Source organism: Streptomyces sp. 71268 (assembly GCF_029392895.1).
GTDB lineage: Bacteria > Actinomycetota > Actinomycetes > Streptomycetales > Streptomycetaceae > Streptomyces.
Genome location: NZ_CP114200.1, coordinates 1,656,916 through 1,677,219, shown reverse-complemented (window position 1 = coordinate 1,677,219; position 20,304 = coordinate 1,656,916). Strand labels below are relative to the sequence as shown.

Annotated in this window: 17 protein-coding genes; 7 read left to right on the top strand and 10 right to left on the bottom strand. The window is 73.4% G+C overall.

Translation table 11 applies throughout. The features are described from left to right. Positions 1-479: 479 nt before the first annotated feature. The 4 genes from OYE22_RS06095 to OYE22_RS06080 all read left to right on the top strand — a co-directional run bounded on the left by OYE22_RS06095 (position 480) and on the right by OYE22_RS06080 (position 4,993). The gene (locus tag OYE22_RS06095) at positions 480-1,322 is read left to right on the top strand and encodes a sugar ABC transporter permease (protein WP_277324005.1); all 843 of its coding nucleotides are present in this window, start codon (positions 480-482) and stop codon (positions 1,320-1,322) included. Positions 1,323-1,414: 92 nt separating this feature from the next. Next, complete coding sequence (locus OYE22_RS06090) at positions 1,415-2,257, top strand: carbohydrate ABC transporter permease (RefSeq protein ID WP_277324004.1); 843 nt, start codon at positions 1,415-1,417, stop codon at positions 2,255-2,257. After that, positions 2,257-3,585 carry an extracellular solute-binding protein gene (locus OYE22_RS06085; RefSeq protein WP_277319454.1) on the top strand — a complete coding sequence of 443 codons (1,329 nt, stop codon included), beginning with the start codon at positions 2,257-2,259 and terminating at the stop codon, positions 3,583-3,585. Before OYE22_RS06090 ends, OYE22_RS06085 begins: the two co-directional genes overlap by 1 nt. Positions 3,586-3,766: 181 nt before the next feature. Beyond that, entirely contained in the window at positions 3,767-4,993 is a 1,227-nt protein-coding gene (locus OYE22_RS06080; protein WP_277319453.1) for a macrolide family glycosyltransferase, read from the top strand. Positions 4,994-5,065: 72 nt separating this feature from the next. Here the strand turns inward: OYE22_RS06080 and OYE22_RS06075 are convergent, their stop codons facing one another. Next, on the bottom strand, positions 5,066-6,211 hold the full coding sequence (locus tag OYE22_RS06075; RefSeq protein ID WP_277319452.1) for an NAD(P)/FAD-dependent oxidoreductase: 1,146 nt from the start codon (positions 6,209-6,211) through the stop codon (positions 5,066-5,068). Between the two features lie 177 nt (positions 6,212-6,388). Here OYE22_RS06075 and OYE22_RS06070 point away from each other — a divergent pair, with 177 nt between their 5' ends. After that, on the top strand, positions 6,389-6,982 hold the full coding sequence (locus tag OYE22_RS06070; RefSeq protein WP_277319451.1) for a TetR/AcrR family transcriptional regulator: 594 nt from the start codon (positions 6,389-6,391) through the stop codon (positions 6,980-6,982). An 80-nt stretch (positions 6,983-7,062) separates the two neighbouring features. After that, on the top strand, positions 7,063-7,614 hold the full coding sequence (locus tag OYE22_RS06065; RefSeq protein ID WP_277319450.1) for a GNAT family N-acetyltransferase: 552 nt from the start codon (positions 7,063-7,065) through the stop codon (positions 7,612-7,614). 24 nt (positions 7,615-7,638) lie between these two features. On the opposite strand, the gene OYE22_RS06060 is transcribed toward OYE22_RS06065, so the two are convergent. Both OYE22_RS06060 and OYE22_RS06055 read right to left on the bottom strand, forming a co-directional pair. Then, positions 7,639-8,295, bottom strand: coding sequence for a maleylpyruvate isomerase N-terminal domain-containing protein (locus tag OYE22_RS06060; RefSeq protein ID WP_277319449.1), 657 nt, complete (start codon positions 8,293-8,295; stop codon positions 7,639-7,641). A 219-nt stretch (positions 8,296-8,514) separates the two neighbouring features. Beyond that, positions 8,515-11,349, bottom strand: a complete 2,835-nt coding sequence (locus tag OYE22_RS06055; protein ID WP_277319448.1) for a hypothetical protein — start codon at positions 11,347-11,349, stop codon at positions 8,515-8,517. Between the two features lie 864 nt (positions 11,350-12,213). On the opposite strand from OYE22_RS06055, the gene OYE22_RS06050 reads away from it, so the two are divergent. Continuing rightward, on the top strand, positions 12,214-13,089 hold the full coding sequence (locus tag OYE22_RS06050; RefSeq protein ID WP_277319447.1) for a hypothetical protein: 876 nt from the start codon (positions 12,214-12,216) through the stop codon (positions 13,087-13,089). A gap of 177 nt (positions 13,090-13,266) precedes the next feature. Here the strand turns inward: OYE22_RS06050 and OYE22_RS06045 are convergent, their stop codons facing one another. From OYE22_RS06045 to cysC, 7 genes are all read right to left on the bottom strand, one after another. Beyond that, positions 13,267-14,052 carry a sirohydrochlorin chelatase gene (locus OYE22_RS06045; RefSeq protein ID WP_277319446.1) on the bottom strand — a complete coding sequence of 262 codons (786 nt, stop codon included), beginning with the start codon at positions 14,050-14,052 and terminating at the stop codon, positions 13,267-13,269. Between the two features lie 10 nt (positions 14,053-14,062). Next, entirely contained in the window at positions 14,063-15,046 is a 984-nt protein-coding gene (locus OYE22_RS06040) for an ABC transporter permease (protein ID WP_277319445.1), read from the bottom strand. Further along, positions 15,033-15,827 (bottom strand): ABC transporter ATP-binding protein, encoded by a 795-nt coding sequence (locus OYE22_RS06035; RefSeq protein ID WP_277319444.1) that lies wholly within the window; start codon positions 15,825-15,827, stop codon positions 15,033-15,035. The genes OYE22_RS06040 and OYE22_RS06035 overlap by 14 nt, the downstream gene beginning before the upstream one ends. A 78-nt stretch (positions 15,828-15,905) precedes the next feature. Next, entirely contained in the window at positions 15,906-17,036 is a 1,131-nt protein-coding gene (locus OYE22_RS06030) for an aliphatic sulfonate ABC transporter substrate-binding protein (protein WP_277319443.1), read from the bottom strand. Between the two features lie 233 nt (positions 17,037-17,269). Continuing rightward, positions 17,270-18,685, bottom strand: coding sequence for a GTP-binding protein (locus tag OYE22_RS06025; RefSeq protein WP_277319442.1), 1,416 nt, complete (start codon positions 18,683-18,685; stop codon positions 17,270-17,272). Between the two features lie 2 nt (positions 18,686-18,687). Next, complete coding sequence (gene cysD, locus OYE22_RS06020; RefSeq protein WP_217198048.1) at positions 18,688-19,623, bottom strand: sulfate adenylyltransferase subunit CysD; 936 nt, start codon at positions 19,621-19,623, stop codon at positions 18,688-18,690. A gap of 50 nt (positions 19,624-19,673) precedes the next feature. Further along, positions 19,674-20,279 carry an adenylyl-sulfate kinase gene (gene cysC, locus OYE22_RS06015; RefSeq protein ID WP_277319441.1) on the bottom strand — a complete coding sequence of 202 codons (606 nt, stop codon included), beginning with the start codon at positions 20,277-20,279 and terminating at the stop codon, positions 19,674-19,676. Positions 20,280-20,304: the final 25 nt, after the last annotated feature.

Genomic DNA, 20,304 nt, shown 5'->3' with positions numbered 1-20,304 from the left:
TTGGCCGCGCTTGGTCCTGCCCGGCCCGGTTTGACCGTGTCTGGTCCTGCCCGGTCCCGCCCGGTCCTGTCTGGTCGTGCCTGAGTCTGACCGGTCCTGTGCGGTCAGTCTCGCATCGCGCGAGTCGAGGTCGTGCGCGCGTACCGCTTGACTGCGATACGGACCGTCAGCACGATGACGGGGGCCTCCTGACGGGCGCCCGCTCCCCGTGACCACGGGACGGTACCGCCCGCCCCAGGCGCGGCTGCCCCGCCCCAGCCATGCCCAGCACCGGGGTGCCGCGCTCCCCGGACGGCGTCCGGGCCGCCGCGCCCCACCGCGCCGCGCCGTGAAGGAGCCCCCCTGCCGTGAGACCGACGACCGAGGCGGCGCGGCCCGGTGACGAACCGGACCGCGCCCCAGCCAGCAGGGGCCGCGCCCCGGGGTCGGACGCCGGCCGGGGCCGGGGCGGGCGGCCCGCCGGGCTCGGGCCCTGGTTCCTGGTCCTGCCCGCACTCCTGCCCATCCTGCTGCTGAGCGCGGGACCCCTGCTGTACGGCATCGGCCTCGCGTTCACCGACTCCCAGTCGGGCCGCACCGAACCCACCGAGTGGATCGGCCTGCTCAACTTCCGCGACCTGCGCCACGACACCCTCTTCTGGGAGTCCTTCCGGGTCGGCCTGGTGTGGGCGGTGGGCGTGACGGTGCCGCAGTTCCTCCTCGGGCTCGGGCTCGCCCTGCTGCTCAGCCAGGACCTGCGGATGCGCTGGCTGGCGCGGACGCTGGCGATCGTGCCCTGGGCGATGCCGGAGGTCGTCGTCGGCATCATGTGGCGCCTCGTCTACCACTCCGACGCCGGCATCCTCAACGAGACGCTGCGCGACCTGCGCCTGGGCGACGGCTCCGACTGGCTCGCCGGGCTGTCCACCGCGCTGCCCGCGGTGATCGTGGTGGGCGTCTGGGCGGGGTTGCCACAGGTCACGGTCGCCCTGCTGGCGGGGTTGCAGAACGTACCGCGCGAACTGCGTGAGGCGGCGGCCGTGGACGGCGCCGGCGCCTGGCGCAGGTTCCGCACCGTCACCTGGCCCGCCATCCGCCCCATCGCCCTGGCCATCAGCGCGCTCAGCTTCATCTGGAACCTCAACTCCTTCGCCCTGGTGTACGTGCTCACCAGCGGCGGGCCCGGCGGTCGCACCCGGCTGCCGATGCTCTTCGCGTACGAGGAGGCGTTCCGCTACGGCCAGTTCGGCTACGCGGCGGCCATGGGCTGTGTCCTGGTCGCGGTCGTCTCCGTGCTGCTCGCCGTGTACCTCGTCGGACGGCTGAGAGGAGCGGACCAGTGAAGCGAGCCGACTCCGGATCGACGGGCCGCACGGCGGGCCACCCGGCGGGCCGCGCCTCCGGAGAGACCGCGCCGGTCCGGCCGCGCGCCGGCGTGCCCCGGCGCGGCCGACGCCGGGCGGCGCGCGCCGGCCAGTACCTGGCGCTCCTGGGCTACCTGGTCTTCCTGGCCTTCCCGCTGCTGTGGCTCCTCTCCACCGCGTTCAAGCCACCCACCGAACTCGCCACCCTGCACCCGACCTGGCTGCCGGAGCGGCCCACGCTCGACAACTTCCGGCGAGCCTTCGACGAGCAGCCGCTGCTGCGGGCCGCCGGCAACAGCCTGCTCACCGCGGGCTGCGCCGCCGCGGTCTCGGTGCTGATCGCCACGCCGATGGCCTACGTGATGGCCCGGCACCGCTCCGCGCTCTCCCGCGCGGCCACCGGCTGGGTGGTGGTCAGCCAGGCGTTCCCGTTCGTGCTGGTGATCATCCCGCTGTTCCTGATCCTCAAGGAGTTCCGGCTCATCGACGAGCCCGCTGGTCTCGTCCTGGTCTACGTGGTCTGGTCGCTGCCGTTCGCGCTGTGGATGCTCGCCGGGTACGTACGGGCCGTGCCGCGCGAGTTGGAGGAGGCCGCGGCGGTGGACGGGGCGGGCCGGCTGCGCACGCTGGTGTCGGTGACGGCGCCGCTGCTCGCGCCCGGCATCGTGGCCACCGCGCTGTTCACGTTCATCACCGCCTGGAACGAGTTCTTCTTCGCGCTCGTCCTGCTCAAGTCCCCGGAGAAGCAGACCATGCCGGTCGTCCTCACCCACTTCATCGGCACCGAGGGCGTCGCCGACCTCGGCCCGCTGGCCGCCGCCGCGCTGTTGGCGACCCTGCCGTCGCTGGTGCTGTTCGCCTTCATCCAGCGTCGGATCACCGGCGGCCTGCTGGCCGGGGCGGTGAAGCACTGATGGCGGGAGGCTCGTACGATCCGGCCCGTACGGCACCGCCGCCGCGCCGCCCCTCGCGCCGGCGCCTGCTGGGCGTGGCCGGGGCGGCCGGGGTCGGCGCGCTGGTGCCCGGGTGCGCGAGCGGGGACCGGGGCGGCCTGCGCTTCCTCTCGCTGGCCTGGCAGCGGGAGTCGGTGCGGGCCAACAAGGAGTTGGTCGCGGAGTGGAACGCGGCTCACCCGCGCTCCAGAGTGACCTACGTGCAGGGCAGTTGGGCCAGCGTGCACGACCAACTCCTCACCTCCTTCGAGGGCGGCGAGGCGCCGGACATCATCCACGACGCCTCCGACGACCTCGCGGACTTCGCCTACGGCGGCTACCTCGCCGACCTGGGCGGCCTGCTCGCGGACCGGCTGCGGCGCGAGATCCCGCCGCACGGTTGGCAGACCGCGACGTTCGGCGGGCGGGTGTACGGGGTGCCGTTCCTCCAGGAACCCCGCATGATCATGGCCAACCGGCGGCTGCTGGCCGCCGCCAGGGTGCGGCTGCCCACGGCGCGCGAGCCCTGGACGTGGGAGGAGTTCGCGGACGCCGCCGGGCGGCTCACCCGTGGCGCCACGTACGGGGTGGCCTGGCCGCTCAAGGAGCCGGTCTCCGCGACGCTGAACCTCTCGCTGTCCACCGGCGGCCGGCTGTTCCACCGAGGCGACGACGGCAAGGTCACCATCCGCTACACGGCGCGCGACCGGGTGGTGCCGAACGCCATCCGCGACCAGGTGGTGCGCGAGAGGTCGGCGTCCCGCGCCACCCTCGGTATGAGCGGCGCCGACACCCTGCCGGGCTTCTTCGGGGACCGGTACGCGATGGTGCCGCTCGGCTTCTCGTACCGGCAGCAGATCGTCCAGCAGGCCCCGCACGGCTTCGACTGGGTGGCGCTGCCCGCGCCCGCCGGCCCCGGCGGCGACCAGCGACAGGGCGTCAGCCCGCAGACGCTGTCGATCGCGGCGGACTGTCGCCGCAAGGAGGAGGCGATGGCCTTCGTCGACTTCCTGTTGCGGCCCGCGAACATGGTGCGGCTGGCCCGGGGCGACTGGCTGCTGCCCACCGGCACCACCGCGCTGGCCGACCCGGCGCTGCGCACCCCGCGCCACGGCTGGGCCACCGGCACCGCGCTCGCCGGCCACCTGCGCTCGGCGCCCGCCCAGTCCGTGCGCGGCTACCCGGAGTGGAAGGACAAGGTGGCCACGCCCGCCTTCCAGGAGTTCTACAGCGGCGCGATCGACGACGGTGAACTGCGGGACCGGCTGGTCTCCGACGGAAACCTGGTCCTCGCGCGCTACCAGCGCTGAGCGCCCCGACCGGGGCTGGTCGGGCCTGCCCAGCCCGCCGAGCCCTCAGCCCTCGCGTCCAGCCGCCTGGCCCCAGCCGCCGAGCTGCCGAAGCCCCCGAGCCGCCGCCGCGCGGACCCAATCAGTTGAACGATACGTATCGTCTTGCACGAGACGTATCGTCTCGCGTACAGTCCCGATCATGCCGACAACCGAACGCGCCCACATCGCCATGTTCAGCATCGCGGCCCACGGGCACGTCAACCCCAGCCTTGAGGTGATCCGCGAACTCGTCGCCCGCGGCCACCGGGTCACCTACGCCATCCCCGCCTCGTTCGCGGAGAAGGTCGCCGCCACCGGCGCGGAGCCGGTGATCTACACCTCCACCCTGCCGATGGACGACGAACCGGAGGCGTGGGGCACCGAACTCATCGACTACCTGGAGCACTTCCTGGCCGACGGCATGCAGATGCTGCCGCAGCTCCTCGACGCGTATGCCGGTGACGAACCGGACCTGGTGCTGCACGACATCACCTCGTACCCGGCGCCCATGCTGGCCCACCGCTGGGGCGTGCCCGCCATCCAGCTCACGCCGAACCTGGTGGTCTGGGACGGGTACGAGGAGACCGAACTGGCCCAGGGCTTCGAGGAGATGAAGCGCACCCCGCGCGGCGCCGCCTACTACGACCGCTTCGCGGCCTGGCTCGCTGAACACGACATGACGCACACCGACCCGGCCCGGCTGGTCGGGATGCCCGAGCGCGCCATCGTGCTCATCCCCAGCGCCCTCCAGCCGCACTACGACAAGGTCGACACCTCGGTCTTCACCTTCGTCGGCGCCTGCCAGGGGGACCGCGCCGACCAGGGGGAGTGGCACCGCCCGGCGCACCTGGACGCGGAGACCAAGGTGGTGCTCGTCTCGCTGGGCTCCGCCTGGACCAAGGAGCCCGCCTTCTACCGCGAGTGCCTCGCGGCCTTCGGCGACCTGCCCGGCTGGTACCTGGTGCTCCAGATCGGCAAGTTCGTGGACCCCGCCGAACTCGGCCCGATCCCCGACAACGTCGAGGTCCACTCGTGGGTGCCGCAACTGTCCGTCCTGCGCCAGGCCGACGCCTTCGTCACCCACGCCGGGGCCGGCGGCAGCCAGGAGGGGCTGGCCAGCGGCGTGCCGATGGTGGCGGTGCCGCTGGCCACCGACCAGTTCGGCAACGCGGCCATGCTGGCCGAACTCGGCGTGGCCCGGCACGTGCCCAAGGCGGAGGCCACCGCCGACACGCTGCGGGCGGCGGTGCTCGGCCTGGTGGCCGACCCCGAGGTCGCCGCGGCCGTGCACCGCATGCGGGAGCGCACGGCCGCCGAGGGCGGGACCGAGCAGGCCGCCGACCTCATCGAGGCCGCGCTGCCCGGGCGCGCCGCGCGGCAGGACTAGCCGCGCCGCGCGGGCGCCGGCTCGGCTGCTCGGCGCCGCTGGCCGACGCCGCCGCCCACGGGTCGCGGGCGCTCAGCCGTGGGCGGCGCCGGCCTGGCCGAAGTCGGGGACCTCGGCGGACAGCAGGTGTTCCGCCCCGCCTTCGAGGGCGCGGGCCGTCTCGACGGAGCGGGGCAGCATGGTCTCCTCGTACGCGCGGACGGCCTCCGCCACGGTGGTGGCGCTCGTGAGGGCGAGGGCGAGTTCGCTGGCGTCGAGCAGGGCGAGGTTGACGCCGACGCCGAGCGGGGGCATGAGGTGGGCGGCGTCGCCGAGCAGGGTCACCGTCGGGCAGGGCGGCCAGGTGTGCGGCACCGGGAGAGCGAGGATCGGGCGATCGACGTAGGGCCCGTCGTTGTCGGTGATCAACCGCCGCATCCGGGGCGCCCAGGCGGCGTACGCGTCCAGCAGCAGGGCGCGGATGCCGGCGGTGTCGTCGGCGGCCAGGCCGCTCGCGGCGATCCAGTCGATCGGGGCCCGCTGGACGAGGTAGACGCGGACCTCGTCCCCGCCGTTGCGCTGGGCGAACAGGCCGCGATCGCCGTCGGCCGCGGCGGCGCTCCCCGCGCCGACCAGCGCGGCAATCTCGGGGTGCCGGCGCTCGACGTCGGAGAACCGCGCCTCCAGGAAGCTCACCCCGGTGTACCGGGGGACGGCGGGGGACACGGCGGGGCGTACCCGCGAGAAGGCCCCGTCGGCGCCGATGACCAGGTCGGTTTCGACGCTCGTGCCGTCGGCGAAGCGCAGGCGCCGAGGTCCGTCGGCGGGTCCGCTGATCCCGTCGAGGGCGCGGCCCCAGCGAACGGTTCCCGGCTCCAGGGAGCCGAGTAACAGGTCGCGCAACTGGCCGCGATCGATCTCCGGTTGGAGGAGTTCGCCGGCCTCCGGGGCGGAGTGGAACAACAGCGACCCCGACGGGTCGAGTTGGCGCATCTCCTGCCCTTCGGGCCGGGCCAGTGAGAAGAAGTCATCGAGCAGGCCGGCCGCGCGCAGGGCGCGTTGACCGTTGTCGACGTGCAGGTCGAGGGTGCCGCCCTGGTCGCGCGCGGTCGGGCCGGGCTCGCGCTCGTACACGGTGACCGCGAGGCCGTGCCGCTGGAGGACCCGGGCGCAGGTCAGGCCGCCGGGCCCGGCGCCGATGACGCTGATCCTGGCGCGGGCGGGTGCTGGGGAGTGCATGGCTGTTCCTTACGTCGAGGGCGAAGGGATGCGGCGGGGCGAGGGCGCGCGGGGCGGCCAGGAGGGGGGCGGTCGCCGCGTCGGCCGGGCGTGCGCCGCTCTCAGAACAGCACATCGAATAAAAAAGTGCAACGAGTCAACTTTTTAAGCGAGACAACCATCGGTTACGCTCCCCCCATGACCGAGCCCCCCGTCGGCCGCCGCGAACGCAAGAAGGCGGCCACCCGACAAGCCATCGCCGACGCCGCCCTGCGCCTCTTTCTGGAGCGCGGCTACGACCAGGTGAGCGTCCGCGACGTCGCCGAGGCGGCCGACGTGTCGACCACGACGGTGTTCAAGCACTTCAGCGGCAAGGAGGCGCTCGTCTTCGACCAGGAGGCGGACCGCGAGGCGGCGCTCGTCGCGGCCGTACGTGAGCGGCCCGCCGGCCGGAGCATCCCCGACGCCCTCCGCGCGCACGTCCTCGACACCTGGTTGCCGCTCACGGCTGACCCCCAACTGCCCGATTTTGTCCGCCTCGTGGACACCACGCCCGCGCTGCGCGCCTACGCCGAGCACATGTGGACGCGGTACACCGATGCCCTCGGCGCGGCCATCGCCGAGGAGTGCGGCGTGCCCCACTCGGACCCCGCCTGCACGGCCCTGGCGCGGTTCGTCCTGGAGGTCCCGACCCTCGCGCGCGGCCAGGCGGACCGCCGCGCCGCCGTCGAAGCGATCTTCGACATCCTCACCCGGGGCTGGCAGCCACCCCGCCCGCCAGGCGACGCCTGAGCCCGGCCGCGCCGGCGGGGCCGCGCGACGGGCGCCCCGGCGACACGGCCGCGTCACACGGGCCGCGTACCGTCGTACGGATGAACGCACAGGTCAGCGGGTACGGTACGGGGTCGGGCGCACGGGTGCGGCCGGGCGGCGAGGGCGACCTCGAAGAGTTGACCCGGATCTACAACCACTACGTCGTCCGGACGCCCATCACCTTCGACACCGAACCCTTCACCGCCGAGCAGCGGCGGCCGTGGCTGCTGGCCCACCCTGCCACGGGGCCGCACCGGCTGCTCGTGGCCGAGGCGGGCGGCGCGCTCCTCGGCTACGCGACCAGCAGCGCCTTCCGTGCCAAGCCGGCGTACGCGACCTCGGTGGAGACCACCGTCTACGTGGCGCCCGAACAGGTGGGGCGCGGCGTCGGACGGCTGCTGTACGCCGGGCTCTTCGCGGCGCTGGAGGCGGAGGACGTCCACGTGGCGCTCGCCGGGATCACCGTGCCGAACGAGGCGTCCCGGCGGCTCCACGAGCGCTTCGGCTTTCGGCCGGTCGGCGTCTACGAGCGCGTGGGGCGCAAGTTCGACAGGTTCTGGGACGTGGCCTGGTTCCAGAAGCCGCTGTCCCCGGGGAACGCGGACGGCTGACCCCGCCGCCGACCGAGCGACGCCTCAGCCGATGACGAACGGCAACCGCTCGGCCAGCGCGCCGAGTTCGGCCACCTCCGCCTCCGTCGGCGCCCGCCGCCCGGTGCCGACCAGGAGGACGTCCCGGTCGCTGAACGACGCGGGGAACGCGGTGCCCGCGATCGTCTCCAGCGTGGCCCGGCAGTGCGCGAGAGCCTCGGCGGGCGGGCCCGCGACGCCGGGGAGGTGGGCGACCAGGTCGAGGTGGTGCAGTGTCCACTCAAGGACGTACGCGGTGCGGAAGTCGGCCACCGTCAACACCATGTCCTGGGTGCTCACCAGGGCGTCGGGGTCGGCGAGCTCGGCCGCGCGCCCGGCGGCGGAGCCGACATCGTCGAGGTGGAAGGTGAGCAGGTTCGGCTGTTCGTACGCGGCGGCCAGCCGGACGATCAGCGCGTCGAGCGGGTCGTCACCGGTCGGCGGCTGGTGCGTGACGCTCCAGTACGTCACCGCGTCGGCGGTCGGCTCCGTCGTGGCGGGGGTGGCGAGGGTGATCAGGACGTCCTGCGCGTCGATGACCAGGTGGCAGACGAGGTCGCGGACGAGCCAGCCGGCGCAGCCCGACGGCTGCTCGAAGGCCGCGTCGGGGAGTTCGGCGACCGCCGCGCGCAGCGCCGCCCAGGAGTGCGAGAAGAGATCCACCCGGGCACGGTAGTGCGGCCCGTGGCGGCCGAACAAACGAATTCGACGCGGCCCACCACCCGGGGGGAAGAGTTCGCCACACACGCGCCGCGCCCCTACGCCGATCGACGTAGGGGCGCGGCAACTCACCAGTGTGGTCGCGAGGTTGGCGACCCGCGGACGCCGCTCGGGCGCCCGCGGCGTGCGCCGGGCGACGCGTGTCCGGCGCCGGGCGGGGAGCTAGGAGGCGTCCCGCACCGTCCCGGTGACCAACGGGCCCTCGTACTCCTCGCTGTCGTCGTCGTAGGTGACCAACCGGGCCTGGAGCAGCTCATCCGGCTCGGTGATCGCGTCCTTGACGGTGGGCACGGTCACCACCGCGCTCAGCTTCCCCGCCCCCACCGGGATCGGGATGACCGGGGGCTGGGACGCCTGGGAGAGCGGGCGGACCGGGGTCTGGTCCTCGTAGAAGACCTCCTCGAACCACTTCTTCTCGACATCGACGCTGGACAACTCGGCCCCGCTGGCCGGGGCCCGGAGGCGCAGCACGGACCAGATGTCGGTGTCGGCGGCCTCGGACAGCGTCACCCGCCAACTCAGCGCCTGCCCCTCGGTGACCCGGTCCCTGACCGGTGTCACCGTGACCTTGGGCATCGGGTCGTCGTCGCGTACGAAAACCCCGCCGTGGTCGGAACCGACCGCCGTGCCGCGCAGCGCGCGTACCGAGACCCAGTACCCGACATCGGCGCCGTAGCGGGTGTTGCCCCGCACCGTGAACGGGATGTCGATGGTCTGGGTGCCCGGGCGCACCGTCACCGTCCGGTACGTGAGCTTGTCCGTCGTGCGGTCGGTGGTGAACAGCCGGACCTGGCCGGTGCCGTGGCCGGCGACGCGGATGGGCACCCGGTGCGTCCGGACGCCCGCGTCACCCTCCTTGACCTCCACCCGGCCGATGTCGATGCGGGGCAGGGCGGTGGGCCGGACGGCGGGCGTGCCGGGGCTCCAGCCCCACGCGTCCACCAGCCACGCGCGACCGGGGCCGCTACGTGGCGTCAACTCCAGCGAGGTGATCCGCTTCAGGTCGAGCCTGGCCCGCGCGGCGGCCGACAGCGGCACCCGCACCTCACGCCCCCACAGGGACGCGGTCCGGTCGGTGCCCGGCAGCCCGTCCACGCGCACCCGGCCCAGCGTCGCGCGGTGGCCCGCAGCGTCGGTGAGGGTGACGTCGAGCGAGGTGCCCGAGGTGTTGGGCGGCACCATCACGCGCAGGGCCAGCTCCTTGGAGCCGGCGACCGAGACCGGGCGGGGCAGGCCGACGCGGGCCGGGGTGCCCGCCTTGGACCAGCGCAGCGCGACCGCGTGCCGCTCCGGCTCGCCGGGCGCGTACCAGAGCGAGAAGTGCGGGGACCGCTGGTTGGACTCGGGCGGCAGGCAGGGCGTGCCGGCGGTGTTCTCGTCCGAGTCCACCTGTACGCACATCCGCGCGCCGGTCACCTTCAGCGAGGTGTGCGGCACGACCAGCGGCGTGCGCCGCCCGCCGACCGCGTGGCTGAGCACCCGCGCCGGGCCCGCCGACGGCGCGCGCCGCTGGGACCCGTCGAGCAGCGGGCGCACCCGGTCGTCACCCGCGACGAACAGGCGGGCCGCGGCGGCGACGTAGGTGGCCCCGGCCCGCTGCTGGTCGGCGGCGCTCAGCCGGGTCTTGGCGCTCGGCGCGCAGACCCGGTCCGGTGCCTCGGGGTCCTCGTAGAAGTCGTCCTCGGCGGGCGCCTCGGCCTGTCCCGGCGTCCACTCCGTGTTGAAGAAGTTGTGGTTGGCGCCGACCACGTACAGCGCGCTGTGCAGGGCGGCGCCACGGCTGACGCCGCGCGTGCCGTCGGCGTACACCTGGCCCTGGAGGTCGGACACGTCCCCGTCGCAGCCCGGCAGGATGGTCGCCGACGGCACGTCGGGCACGGGGTTCTGCCCGAAGATGGTCGGCCCGATCAGGACGTTGCCACGGATGCGCCAGCGCACCGGGCCCCGGTAGCCGTCCTCGGCCGCCGGCGGGCGGCTGAGGCTGTCGAGCGCGGCGCGGTTGACGCCCTCGCCGCCCCGGGAGTGGCCCACCAGCAGCACGCGGGACAGGTCGGCCGGCGCCACCGCGCGCACCGCGCGCGGGGTTCCCTTCGGCCTGTCGGCCCATCCCGCCCAGCGGGCCAGGTGCTGGCGCACCAGCGAGGAGCGCGCCTGGGCGCCGCCGTCCTCCACGACGTCGTCCTGGCCGTTGATGCCGTTGGCCGAGATGGAGACCGTCACGTAGCCCTGCGAGGCGAGCAGCTTCTGGGCCTGGAGGTAGCCGCGGTAGCTGGGCACCGGCTTGCTGCCGGCCGCGCACGGCCAGTCGCCGGTCTGGTCGTCAGCGGACGGGCCGAAGCACGTGTAGTGGCGGCCGTGCAGGAACAGCGCCAGCGGCCGGCGGCCGGGGGCGTTCGTCGGGCCCACGACCGTGGCGCGCATCTCCACCGGCTTGGCGAAGCCGGGGAGCCGCACGGCCGGCAGGTCGTACTCGCCGCTGGTGGTGCGGTAACGGCCCGGCACGCCGGGGTCGACCGGGCCCGGGGGCAGGGCCGCCGGCGGCTCGGCGGGGGCGGTGGGCCGGGCCGTGCGCGGGGCGTTGTGCCGGGGGGCCGCGTCCAGGCGGCGACCGCCGGCCCGGACCTGTAGCTCGTCCGTGAGCTGGAGCCGGGCGTCGGCGAGCGGCAGCCGGAACGTCCTGCCGTCCTTCGCCGCCGTGGGCCGGCCGACGAGCCGGTCGCCGGCGTAGAACTCGACGCGGGCGTCGCCCATGGGCACCGGTTCGCGCGAGCGCCAGACCAGTTCCCGGTCGGCGCCCTCCCCGTCGAGCCGCCAACCCGCCGGGAGGCGCTCGGCGGTGGCGCCCGGCGGGGCGGTCGGTATGTGGGTGCCGGGTTGCTGCTGTGGCACGGGTCTGGGCGCCGCGTGCGCCAGCCCGGGCACCCCGGCCGCCAGCGCGAACACCGCGGCCGTGGCGGTGATCACGCGCGGAACACGGATCAAGGTGGACCTCCTCATGGATCGGCGCTGATCGGTGAGACCAGCCGGAGGACCCACGAGGCGGCGGGCCTCCGCTACCGCGGAGGATGCCGACCGCGATCCACGGGTTGCCCGCCGCCCGCACCACGTCCGAGACGTCACATCCGGCGGGGAAATCTGTCCGAAAGCGGGCTTGTGAGGCGGGGGCGTGGGGCTTCAACGGCGCGTACGAGCCAACAGTTTGAGCCGCGTGGGGGAGCGGGCCGCGCGGCGGGCCACCCGGGCGCGCGGGCCGGATACACATGCGAGGTCACGCACATGTTGCATAGGTAAATTGTGTCAGTTATTGCCAAGGGAGCCGACCGGAGTGCGTAACTTACGCCGCATACGGGCGACATGCGGGGCGTTGGATATGTCACAACGCCTCAACTTGGTTGTGTCGACCACCGTTGGTCGGCAAGAGTTTCGAGTCTCCTCGGGGGTGGCCCTGGCCGCGCCCCGGTGGAGCGGGAGTGTCGCGCGCTGCCGGTCGGTCGCGCGCGCCCCCAGGCGTCCGGCCGTCGCGCCCAACCCCCACGGGGCGCGACGGCCGGCCCCTTGCCCCTTGGGTCCTTTGCTCCCGGCCCTTCCGTCACGCGCGGCCGTGGTCACTGTCCGTGTGGGATGTGCCACACCCAAGGCGTCCGGGAGGGGCCGCGAGGGGAGCCGTCGCGCGCGCTGACCGGCGAGTAAACCCGTCCCGCCGCCTCGCCGCGTTAGGTCGGTCACACCCCCGCTCACCTGCGGCTATTGCGCGGAAGTACCCCTTGTTCTGTTGGCCGGCGAGTTACCTTACCGCAACGTAGCGTGCTTAAGCTTTCCTCTGATCCTGGCACCCGCCACGAGAAGCGAGGACGACTGACAGTGGGCACGTTACGACTGACCGCAGCCGATCTGCGGGGATTCTCGGCGCCGCCCAAGGTGCGCAACCTGCACAACGGCTACCGCTCGGTCAGTTGGACAGCCCCGGCCAAGCTGGCCGACGGCTGCCGCGAGCGGATCTTCGATGTGGTGGCCGACGTCGCCACCCGGACCTTCGAGACCGACCACTCCAACTACTGGAAGGCACGCAAGGAACAGAACTTCTTCGACCAGGTCTCCAACTTCACGCTCACCCTGGCGCCGGACGACGAGGTCGTCGGCTGGGCGGGCTACCAGCGCAAGCGCTTCTTCGGCAAGCGCGTGGTCTACCTGGACGCGGCGGGCCTGCTGCCCGCGCACCGGCGCTCCAAGCTGTCGGCCCGGGTGCAGGCGCGGTTCCTGATCACCGAGGTCCTGTTGCGGAACCCGTTCGGACACACCTACGTGGTCCTGCGGACCCAGAACCCGGGCATACACGCCGGGTTCACCAAGACCTTCGGACCCGACCGCGTCTTCCCGCAGCCCGACCGCCCGGTGCCGGAGCAGGTGCAGCGCCTCGGCGTCGCCGCAATGCGGTGGCTCGGCCACCGGCCCGAGCAGATCGACGCCGAGAAGCTCGTGGTCAGGGAGGCCCTGGGCGGCCTGCTGTCCCAGCTCTACGGGCAGGCGCCGCGCAGTGGCGATGCCGAACTCGACGGGTTCTTCGCCGAGCACATCGGCACCACGGACTGCTTCGCCCTGATCACCAAGGCCAGCGCGGGCCCGCTGCTGGCGTTCATGGCCCGCGAGGCCAGCCGCCAGGCGGCCACCCGGCTGGGGAGCCATCTCGGCGTCGCGCTGGGCGGCGTACGACACGCCATGCGCCGCGTCTCCCGCTGACGGCTGACGGCTGACGGCGCGCCCGGGCCCGATCGCGGGCCGGGCCCCCTGATCGCACGCTGGGCGACGCGGCCGTGGAGCAGAGCATGGCAACGTTGCCCATCACCCTCCCGACCGGCCCCTCGGCCGGCCACCGGCGTCGGCCGGACCCCGGCCGACGCCGGTGGGGCCGTACGGTCAGGCGCTGAGCGGTACGCCCAACGGCGTGCGCACCGCTCGCGCCTGACGCGCCTGTTCATAGCGGCGCAGCAACAGCGCGGCCACCTCCGGCGCCGGCCCGAGCACGTCGGCCAACACGTCGGCGCCCGCCCGGGCGGCCCCGTCCGCGATGCGGTCGGGCAGCCGCCCGGGCGCGATCACGTACGGAGCGACGGCCACCCGCCGGGCGCCGTCGGCGCGCAGCGCGCGTACCGCGTCCTCGGTCCCGGGGATCGAGGTGAGCGGGGCCGCCGCGGAGGCGAACGCAGGCCGCACGGCGCACCAACCGGTGTGCCGCCACTCCCGCGCGATTTCTGCGATCACTGCGATCGCCTCCGGGTCTGAGGAGCCCGCCGAGGCCAACGCGACCCCGGTGGTACCGCGGTCGCCGGGGCGTACCCCGGCTTCCGCGAGGCGCCGCTCGAGGGCGGCGCCGAGCAGCGCGGACGGGCCGAGCACCGCCGCCTGCCGCACGCTCAGGTGCGGCAGCGCGGTGCGGGCGGCGCCGAGCACCGCGGGAATGTCGACCTTGGCGTGGAAGGCGTGGGTCAGCAGCAGCGGCACCGCCACCACCTCCCGTACGCCGTCGGCCGCCAGCCGCGACAGCACCTGTGACACGCTCGGCGCGCAGAAGTCCAGGTAGCCGACCTCCACCCGCAGCCCCGGCCGCAGCGCCCGTACCCGAGCGGTCAGCTCGGTGACGGTCGCCGCGTGCCGCGGGTCGCGGCTGCCGTGCGCGATGATCACCAGTGCGTTCGCGTGCATCGACGTACCCCTAGCGGTTGCTGGCCAGCAGGCCGCGGCTGCGCAGCACCCGCCGCTCGATCGGCGCGAAGATCAGCAACTCGATGCCGATGCCCACGATGAGGATGAGCAGGATCGCCGCCAGCACCAGCGACATGTCCGAGTCCACCCGCGCCTGGTCCAGCAACTGGCCGAGCCCGGTGCCCAGCTCGGGCGAGGTCGCGATCAGCTCGGCCGCCATCAGCGAGCGCCAGGAGAACGCCCACCCCTGCTTGAGCCCGGCGATGTAGCCGGGCAGCGCGGCCGGCAGCAGCACGTGGCGGATGCCGGCGAACCCGGTGGCCCCGATGGTGCGGCCCGCGCGCAGGTACAGCGGCGGGATCTGGTCGACCCCGGCGACCAGACCGTTGGCGATCGAGGGCACCGCGCCGAGCAACACCACCGCGTAGATGGTGGAGTTGGTCAGCCCGAACCAGATGATCGCCGCCGGCACCCAGGCCACCGACGGCAGCGACTGGAGGCCGGAGAGGATCGGGCCGATGGCAGCGCGCACGAACCACACCCGTGCCACCAGGAGCCCCAGGGGCGTGCCGATGATCAGCGAGGCCGCGAAGCCGAGCGCGCCGCGCGAGACGCTCTCCCACACGTAGCCCAGCAGCGTGCCGTCCAGCCACTTGTCCTGCAGCGCCCGCGCCACGTCGGCGGGGCTGGGGAGCTGGTAGTGCGGCTTGACCTCGAAGTGGTAGGCGAGCTGCCAGGCCGTCAGGACCAGGGCGATCGCCACGATCGGCGGTACGACCTTGTCGAGCAGGACCCGGGCCAGCGGCACCCGGGTCCTGGTCTGGGTGTCCAGCGCGTCCAGGCCCGCCTCCAGGCCGGCGAGCTGGTCCGGCCCACCCTCGGGCGCGCCGGTCGCGGCCGGCTCCTTGGTGACGGTGGTGCCGGCGGCCGGACCCGCCGCCTGGGGCTCTGGGCCCGCGGGGCCCGTGGAGGACGAGTTGTCAGTGCTGGCCATGGCGCCGGATCTCCCCACGGAGCTGCTCGGTGATCTCTACGGACAGGTCGGCGACCGCGGCGTCCTCGATGCGCCGCGGCTGGGGTATGTCCACGGTCCACTCGCGGGCGATCCGGCCGGGCCGCGAGGAGAGCAGCACCACGCGCTGGGCGAGCCGCACCGCCTCGCTCACGTTGTGCGTGACGAACAGCACCGAGACGTGCGTCTCGGCCCAGATACGGGTCAGCTCCTCGTGCAGCACGTCCCGGGTGATGGCGTCGAGGGCCGCGAACGGCTCGTCCATCAGCAGCAGCTTGCTGTCCTGGGCCAACGCCCTGGACAGCGCCACCCGCTGCCGCATGCCGCCGGACAACTCGTGCACCCGCTTGCCGTACGCGCCCTTGAGGCGCACCAGGTTCAGCAGCCGCTCGGCCTCCGGGCGCCGCTCCGCGCGCGGCACCCCCCGCATCCGCAGCGCCAGCTCGATGTTCTTGCCCGCCGTCAGCCACGGGAACAGCGCGTGTTCCTGGAACATCAGGGCCGGCCGTCCGCCCGGCACGTCGATGTTGCCGGCGGTCGGCTTGTCGAGCCCGGCGACCAGGTTGAGCAGCGTGGACTTGCCGCACCCGGAGGCGCCGAGCAGGCAGACGAACTCGCCGGGCGCGACGTCCAGCGTGATGTCGTCGAGCACCTGCTGCCGGGCGCCGGGGCGGCCGAACGACTTGGAGACGTGGTCGATGCGCGCGGCGTGGCCGCTGGACCGTTCCGTCGTGACGGGCTGTTGGGTGAGCGTGGCGGTCATGGCGTCACCTCCTGGGAAGGGGGCCGGTGGGCGATAGGACGTGGGGGGCGGCGCGTGGGGGGTGGCGAGTAGCGCGTGCTAGCTGGCGCCGAGCCCGGCGTCCTCGACCTCGGGCTTCCCCGCGGCCTTGAGCACCTTGTTCAGCAGTGTGAGGTCGTAGATGCCGTCGAGCTTGGGCTTCTCCAACAGGCCCGCTTCGACGGCGTGCTCCGCCTCGTCCCGCAGCGTCTTGGCGAGCGGGTCGTTGGTGACGTCCACGTTCTTGAACGCCGGGTCGAGGACCTTGGCGTCCAACTGGCTCCCGGTCAGGTTCTTCAGGGCCGCGTTGACCTGCTTCTTGGCCGCGTCCGGGTTGGCCTTGATCCAGTCGTTGGTGCGCACCGAGCCGCGCAGCACCGCCTCGACGACCTTCGGGTGCTCCTTGAGGAACTTCTGCGAGACGATCACGTTCGTGATGACGAACTTGCCGCCCTCCCACAGGTCGCGCTCGTCGAGGATGACCTTGCCGCCCTCGGCCACCAGCTTGGAGGCGGTCGGCTCGGGTACCCACGCCCCGTCGATCCCACCCTGCTTGAAGCTGGTGGGGATCTCCTTGTTGTCCTGCCGGATCACCGACACGTCGCCCTTGCCGGTCTGGGCGTCGACGTCGTAACCCTTCTCGGACAGGTAGTTCAGCAGCGCGACGTCCTGCGTGTTGCCCTTCTGCGGGGTCGCGATCCGCTTGCCCTTGAGGTCGTCGGGCGTCTTGATCTTGTCCGGGTTGGCCACCAGCGAGACGCCGCCGGAGGCGGAGCCGCCGATGATGCGCAGGTTCTGGCCGCCGGACTTGGTGTAGCCGTTGATGGCGGGCGACGGGCCGATCCAACCGATGTCGATGGAGCCGGCGTTGAGCGCCTCGATCTCCGATGGCCCGGCGTTGAAGGTGAACGGCTTGATCTGGGTGCCGCCCAACTCCTTCTGGATCAACCCCTCCTGGATGCCCACCAGCGGGGTGGCGTGCGTGACGTTGGCGAAGTAGCCGATCCGCACCGAGTCCAGGCCGTCGATCTTGGCCCCCTTGGCCTTCGCCGCGGGCTTCTTCCCGTCGTCCTCCTTCTCCGACCCGTAGCCGCAGGCGCCGAGCGCGCCGATCAGCAGCGGGGCCAGGGCGGTGGCGGCCAGGAGGCGGCGGCGGGCTCTGCGGGCGCGGGGCGCGGGAAGGGCAGACATGGCAGGTGGTTCCTCTCAGCGAGCCGGGGCACGCCTCAGGGCGGCACCGGCGGTGGTTCCGGGGTACGGAAGAGCACGAGCGATCCGGCCGGGCGGCCGGGGGTGCGGGGGGTGGGGGCACGGCGGGCGGTTAGCACGCACATCGCCCGACCCCGCCCTGACCGGAGCCGAGCGCGCCGCTGCCCACGCGACCGCCCTCCTTCGCGAACGTCGAGAACGCCTCACCCGCCATGTCAGACACCCCGTTCCGGGTCGCCGCCGGGCCGCGCGCCCGACTCCGCCGGACCGGCGGCGAACGCCTCGCCGGCCATGCCCGCGGTCAGCGTCGTACCGTCCGCCGGGTCGATCAGGAGGAAGGAACCGGTGCGCCGGGAGGCCGCGTACGTGTCAAGGGCCAGCGGCTGCGCGGTCCGCAGCACCACCTGGCCGATGTCGTTGGCGGCCAGCTCGCCCGGCGCCGGGTGCTGGGACAGGTCGTCGAGGGTCAGCCGCGAGGGGATGTCCTTGACGATGGCCTTGACCGTGCGGGTGGTGTGCTTGAGCAGTACGCGGTCGCCGACGCGCAGCGGCCGGTCCGCCACGTGGCACACCGTCGCCGCCACGTCCTGGGTGCTGGCGGGGGCCGCGTCGGCCGGGGCGATGAGGTCGCCGCGCGAGACGTCGAGGTCGTCGGCGAGCCGCAGCGTCACCGACTGCGGCGCCCAGGCCGCGTCCACCGGGTCGCCCAGCGCGTCGATGCCCTCGATCACGCTCTCGCGCCCGGACGGCAGCACCACCACCGGCTGCCCCACCCGCAGCACGCCGGAGGCCACCTGTCCCGCGTAGCCGCGGTAGTCGGGGTGCTCGGCGGACTGCGGGCGGATGACGTACTGCACCGGGAAGCGGGCCACGTCGCGCGCCGGGTCGGCCACCACCGGCACCGTCTCCAGGTGTTCGAGCACCGTGGGGCCGCCGTACCAGTCCATGTTCGCCGACGGCGCGACCACGTTGTCGCCGGCCAGCGCCGAGATCGGGATGGCCGTGCACCAGGCGTCAGCCGAGCCCGCGGCGCCCGCCGCGCCGGACGTGCTGACGGTGCTCCAGCCGGGGATGCCGAGCGAGGCCACGTACGCGCTGAACTCCTCGGCGATCGCGGCGAACACCGGCTCCGCGTAGTCCACCAGGTCCATCTTGTTGACGGCGAGCACGATGTGCGGCACGCGCAGCAGCGCGGCGACCGCGGCGTGCCGGCGGGTCTGCTCGACCACGCCGTTACGGGCGTCCACCAGCACCACGGCCAACTCGGCCGTGGAGGCGCCGGTGACCATGTTGCGGGTGTACTGCACGTGGCCCGGGGTGTCGGCGAGGATGAACCGGCGCCGGGGTGTGGCGAAGTAGCGGTAGGCGACGTCGATGGTGATGCCCTGTTCGCGCTCGGCGCGCAGCCCGTCGGTCAGCAGCGCCAGGTCGGGGCCCTCCGTGCCACGGTGCCGCGAGGCGTGCTCGACCGCCTCCAACTGGTCGGCCAGTACCGACTTGGAGTCGTGCAGCAGCCGCCCCACCAGCGTGGACTTCCCGTCGTCCACGCTGCCGGCGGTCGCGAAGCGCAGCAGCGAGGCGGCCGGCGCCCGCTCGGTCGGCCCGGGCTGGCCGGTGATGATGCTCGTCATGGTTAGAAGTACCCCTCGCGCTTGCGGTCTTCCATCGCGGCCTCGGACAGCTTGTCGTCCGCCCGCGTGGCGCCCCGCTCGGTGAGTCTGGACGCCGCTATCTCCTCGATGACCTGGGAGATGGTGGCCGCCTGGGAGTCGACGGCGCCGGTGCAGGACATGTCGCCGACCGTGCGGTAGCGCACCAGGCGGCGTTCGACCCGCTCGCCCTCGCGCGGGCCGCCCCACTCGCCGGGCGCCAGCCACATGCCCGAGCGGGAGAAGACCTCGCGCTCGTGCGCGTAGTAGATCGCCGGGAGGTCGATCTTCTCCCGCTCGATGTACTGCCACACGTCCAGCTCGGTCCAGTTCGACAGCGGGAAGACACGCACGTGTTCGCCGGGGGAGTGGCGCCCGTTGTAGAGCTGCCACAGCTCGGGACGCTGGCGGCGCGGGTCCCAGCCGCCGAACTCGTCCCGCAGCGAGAACACCCGCTCCTTGGCCCGTGCCTTCTCCTCGTCCCGCCGGCCGCCGCCGAAGACCGCGTCGAAGCGGTTCTTCTCGATGGCGTCCAGCAGCGGCACCGTCTGGAGCGGGTTGCGGGTGCCGTCGGGCCGCTCGCGCAGCTCGCCGCGGTCGATGAACTCCTGCACCGAGGCCACGTGCAGCCGCAGCCCGTGCCGCTCCGCGACCCGGTCGCGGTAGTCGATGACCTCGGGGAAGTTGTGCCCGGTGTCCACGTGCAGCAGCGCGAAGGGCACCGGCGCCGGCGTGAACGCCTTCAGTGCCAGGTGCAGCATCACGATCGAGTCCTTGCCGCCGGAGAACAGGATCACCGGCCGCTCGAACTCGCCCGCCACCTCGCGGAAGATGTGCACCGCCTCGGACTCCAGGGCGTCCAGGTGGGCGAGCGCGTACGGGTTGTCGGTGTCCGCACCGACGGACGCGGGGGGTGTCATGGGGGGCTCCTCTAGGTCGCAGTGTGCGTCGTTCGCCGTGCGTGCGCCGCTCACACCATCCCCCGCGTGGCCAGCAGCGCGTGCAGCGCCGCCGCGGACTCGTGCACACCCTGCCGGTGCGTCTCGATCCGCAGGTCCGGGTCCGTCGGCGCCTCGTACGGGTCGTCCACGCCGGTCAGCCCGGAGATCTCGCCCGCCGCCTGCTTGGCGTACAGGCCCTTCACATCACGCTCGGAGCACACCTCGACCGGGGTCGCCACGTGGACCTCCAGGTACGGCGTGCCCGCGCTCTGGTGCCGCTTGCGCACCGCCTCCCGGCTGTCGGCGTACGGGGCGATGACCGGTACCAGCGTGATGACGCCGTGCGAGGCCAGCAGTTCGGCCACGAAGCCGATCCGCTGCACGTTGGTGTGCCGGTCCGCGCGCGAGAAGCCGAGCCCGGCCGAGAGGAACTCGCGGATCTCGTCGCCGTCGAGCACCTCGACCCGGTGTCCCTCGCCGGTCAGCCGCTCGGCCAGCGCGTAGGCGATCGTCGTCTTGCCCGCGCTGGGCAAGCCGGTCAGCCACACCGTCCCGCCGACTGACCGGGTGGCCCGCACGGCGTTCGCGTCGTGCGGGGTGCCCGCGGTGGGCCCGTCTGCCGGGGCCGTGCTCATCGATGGCTCCTGGGGTATGTGTGTG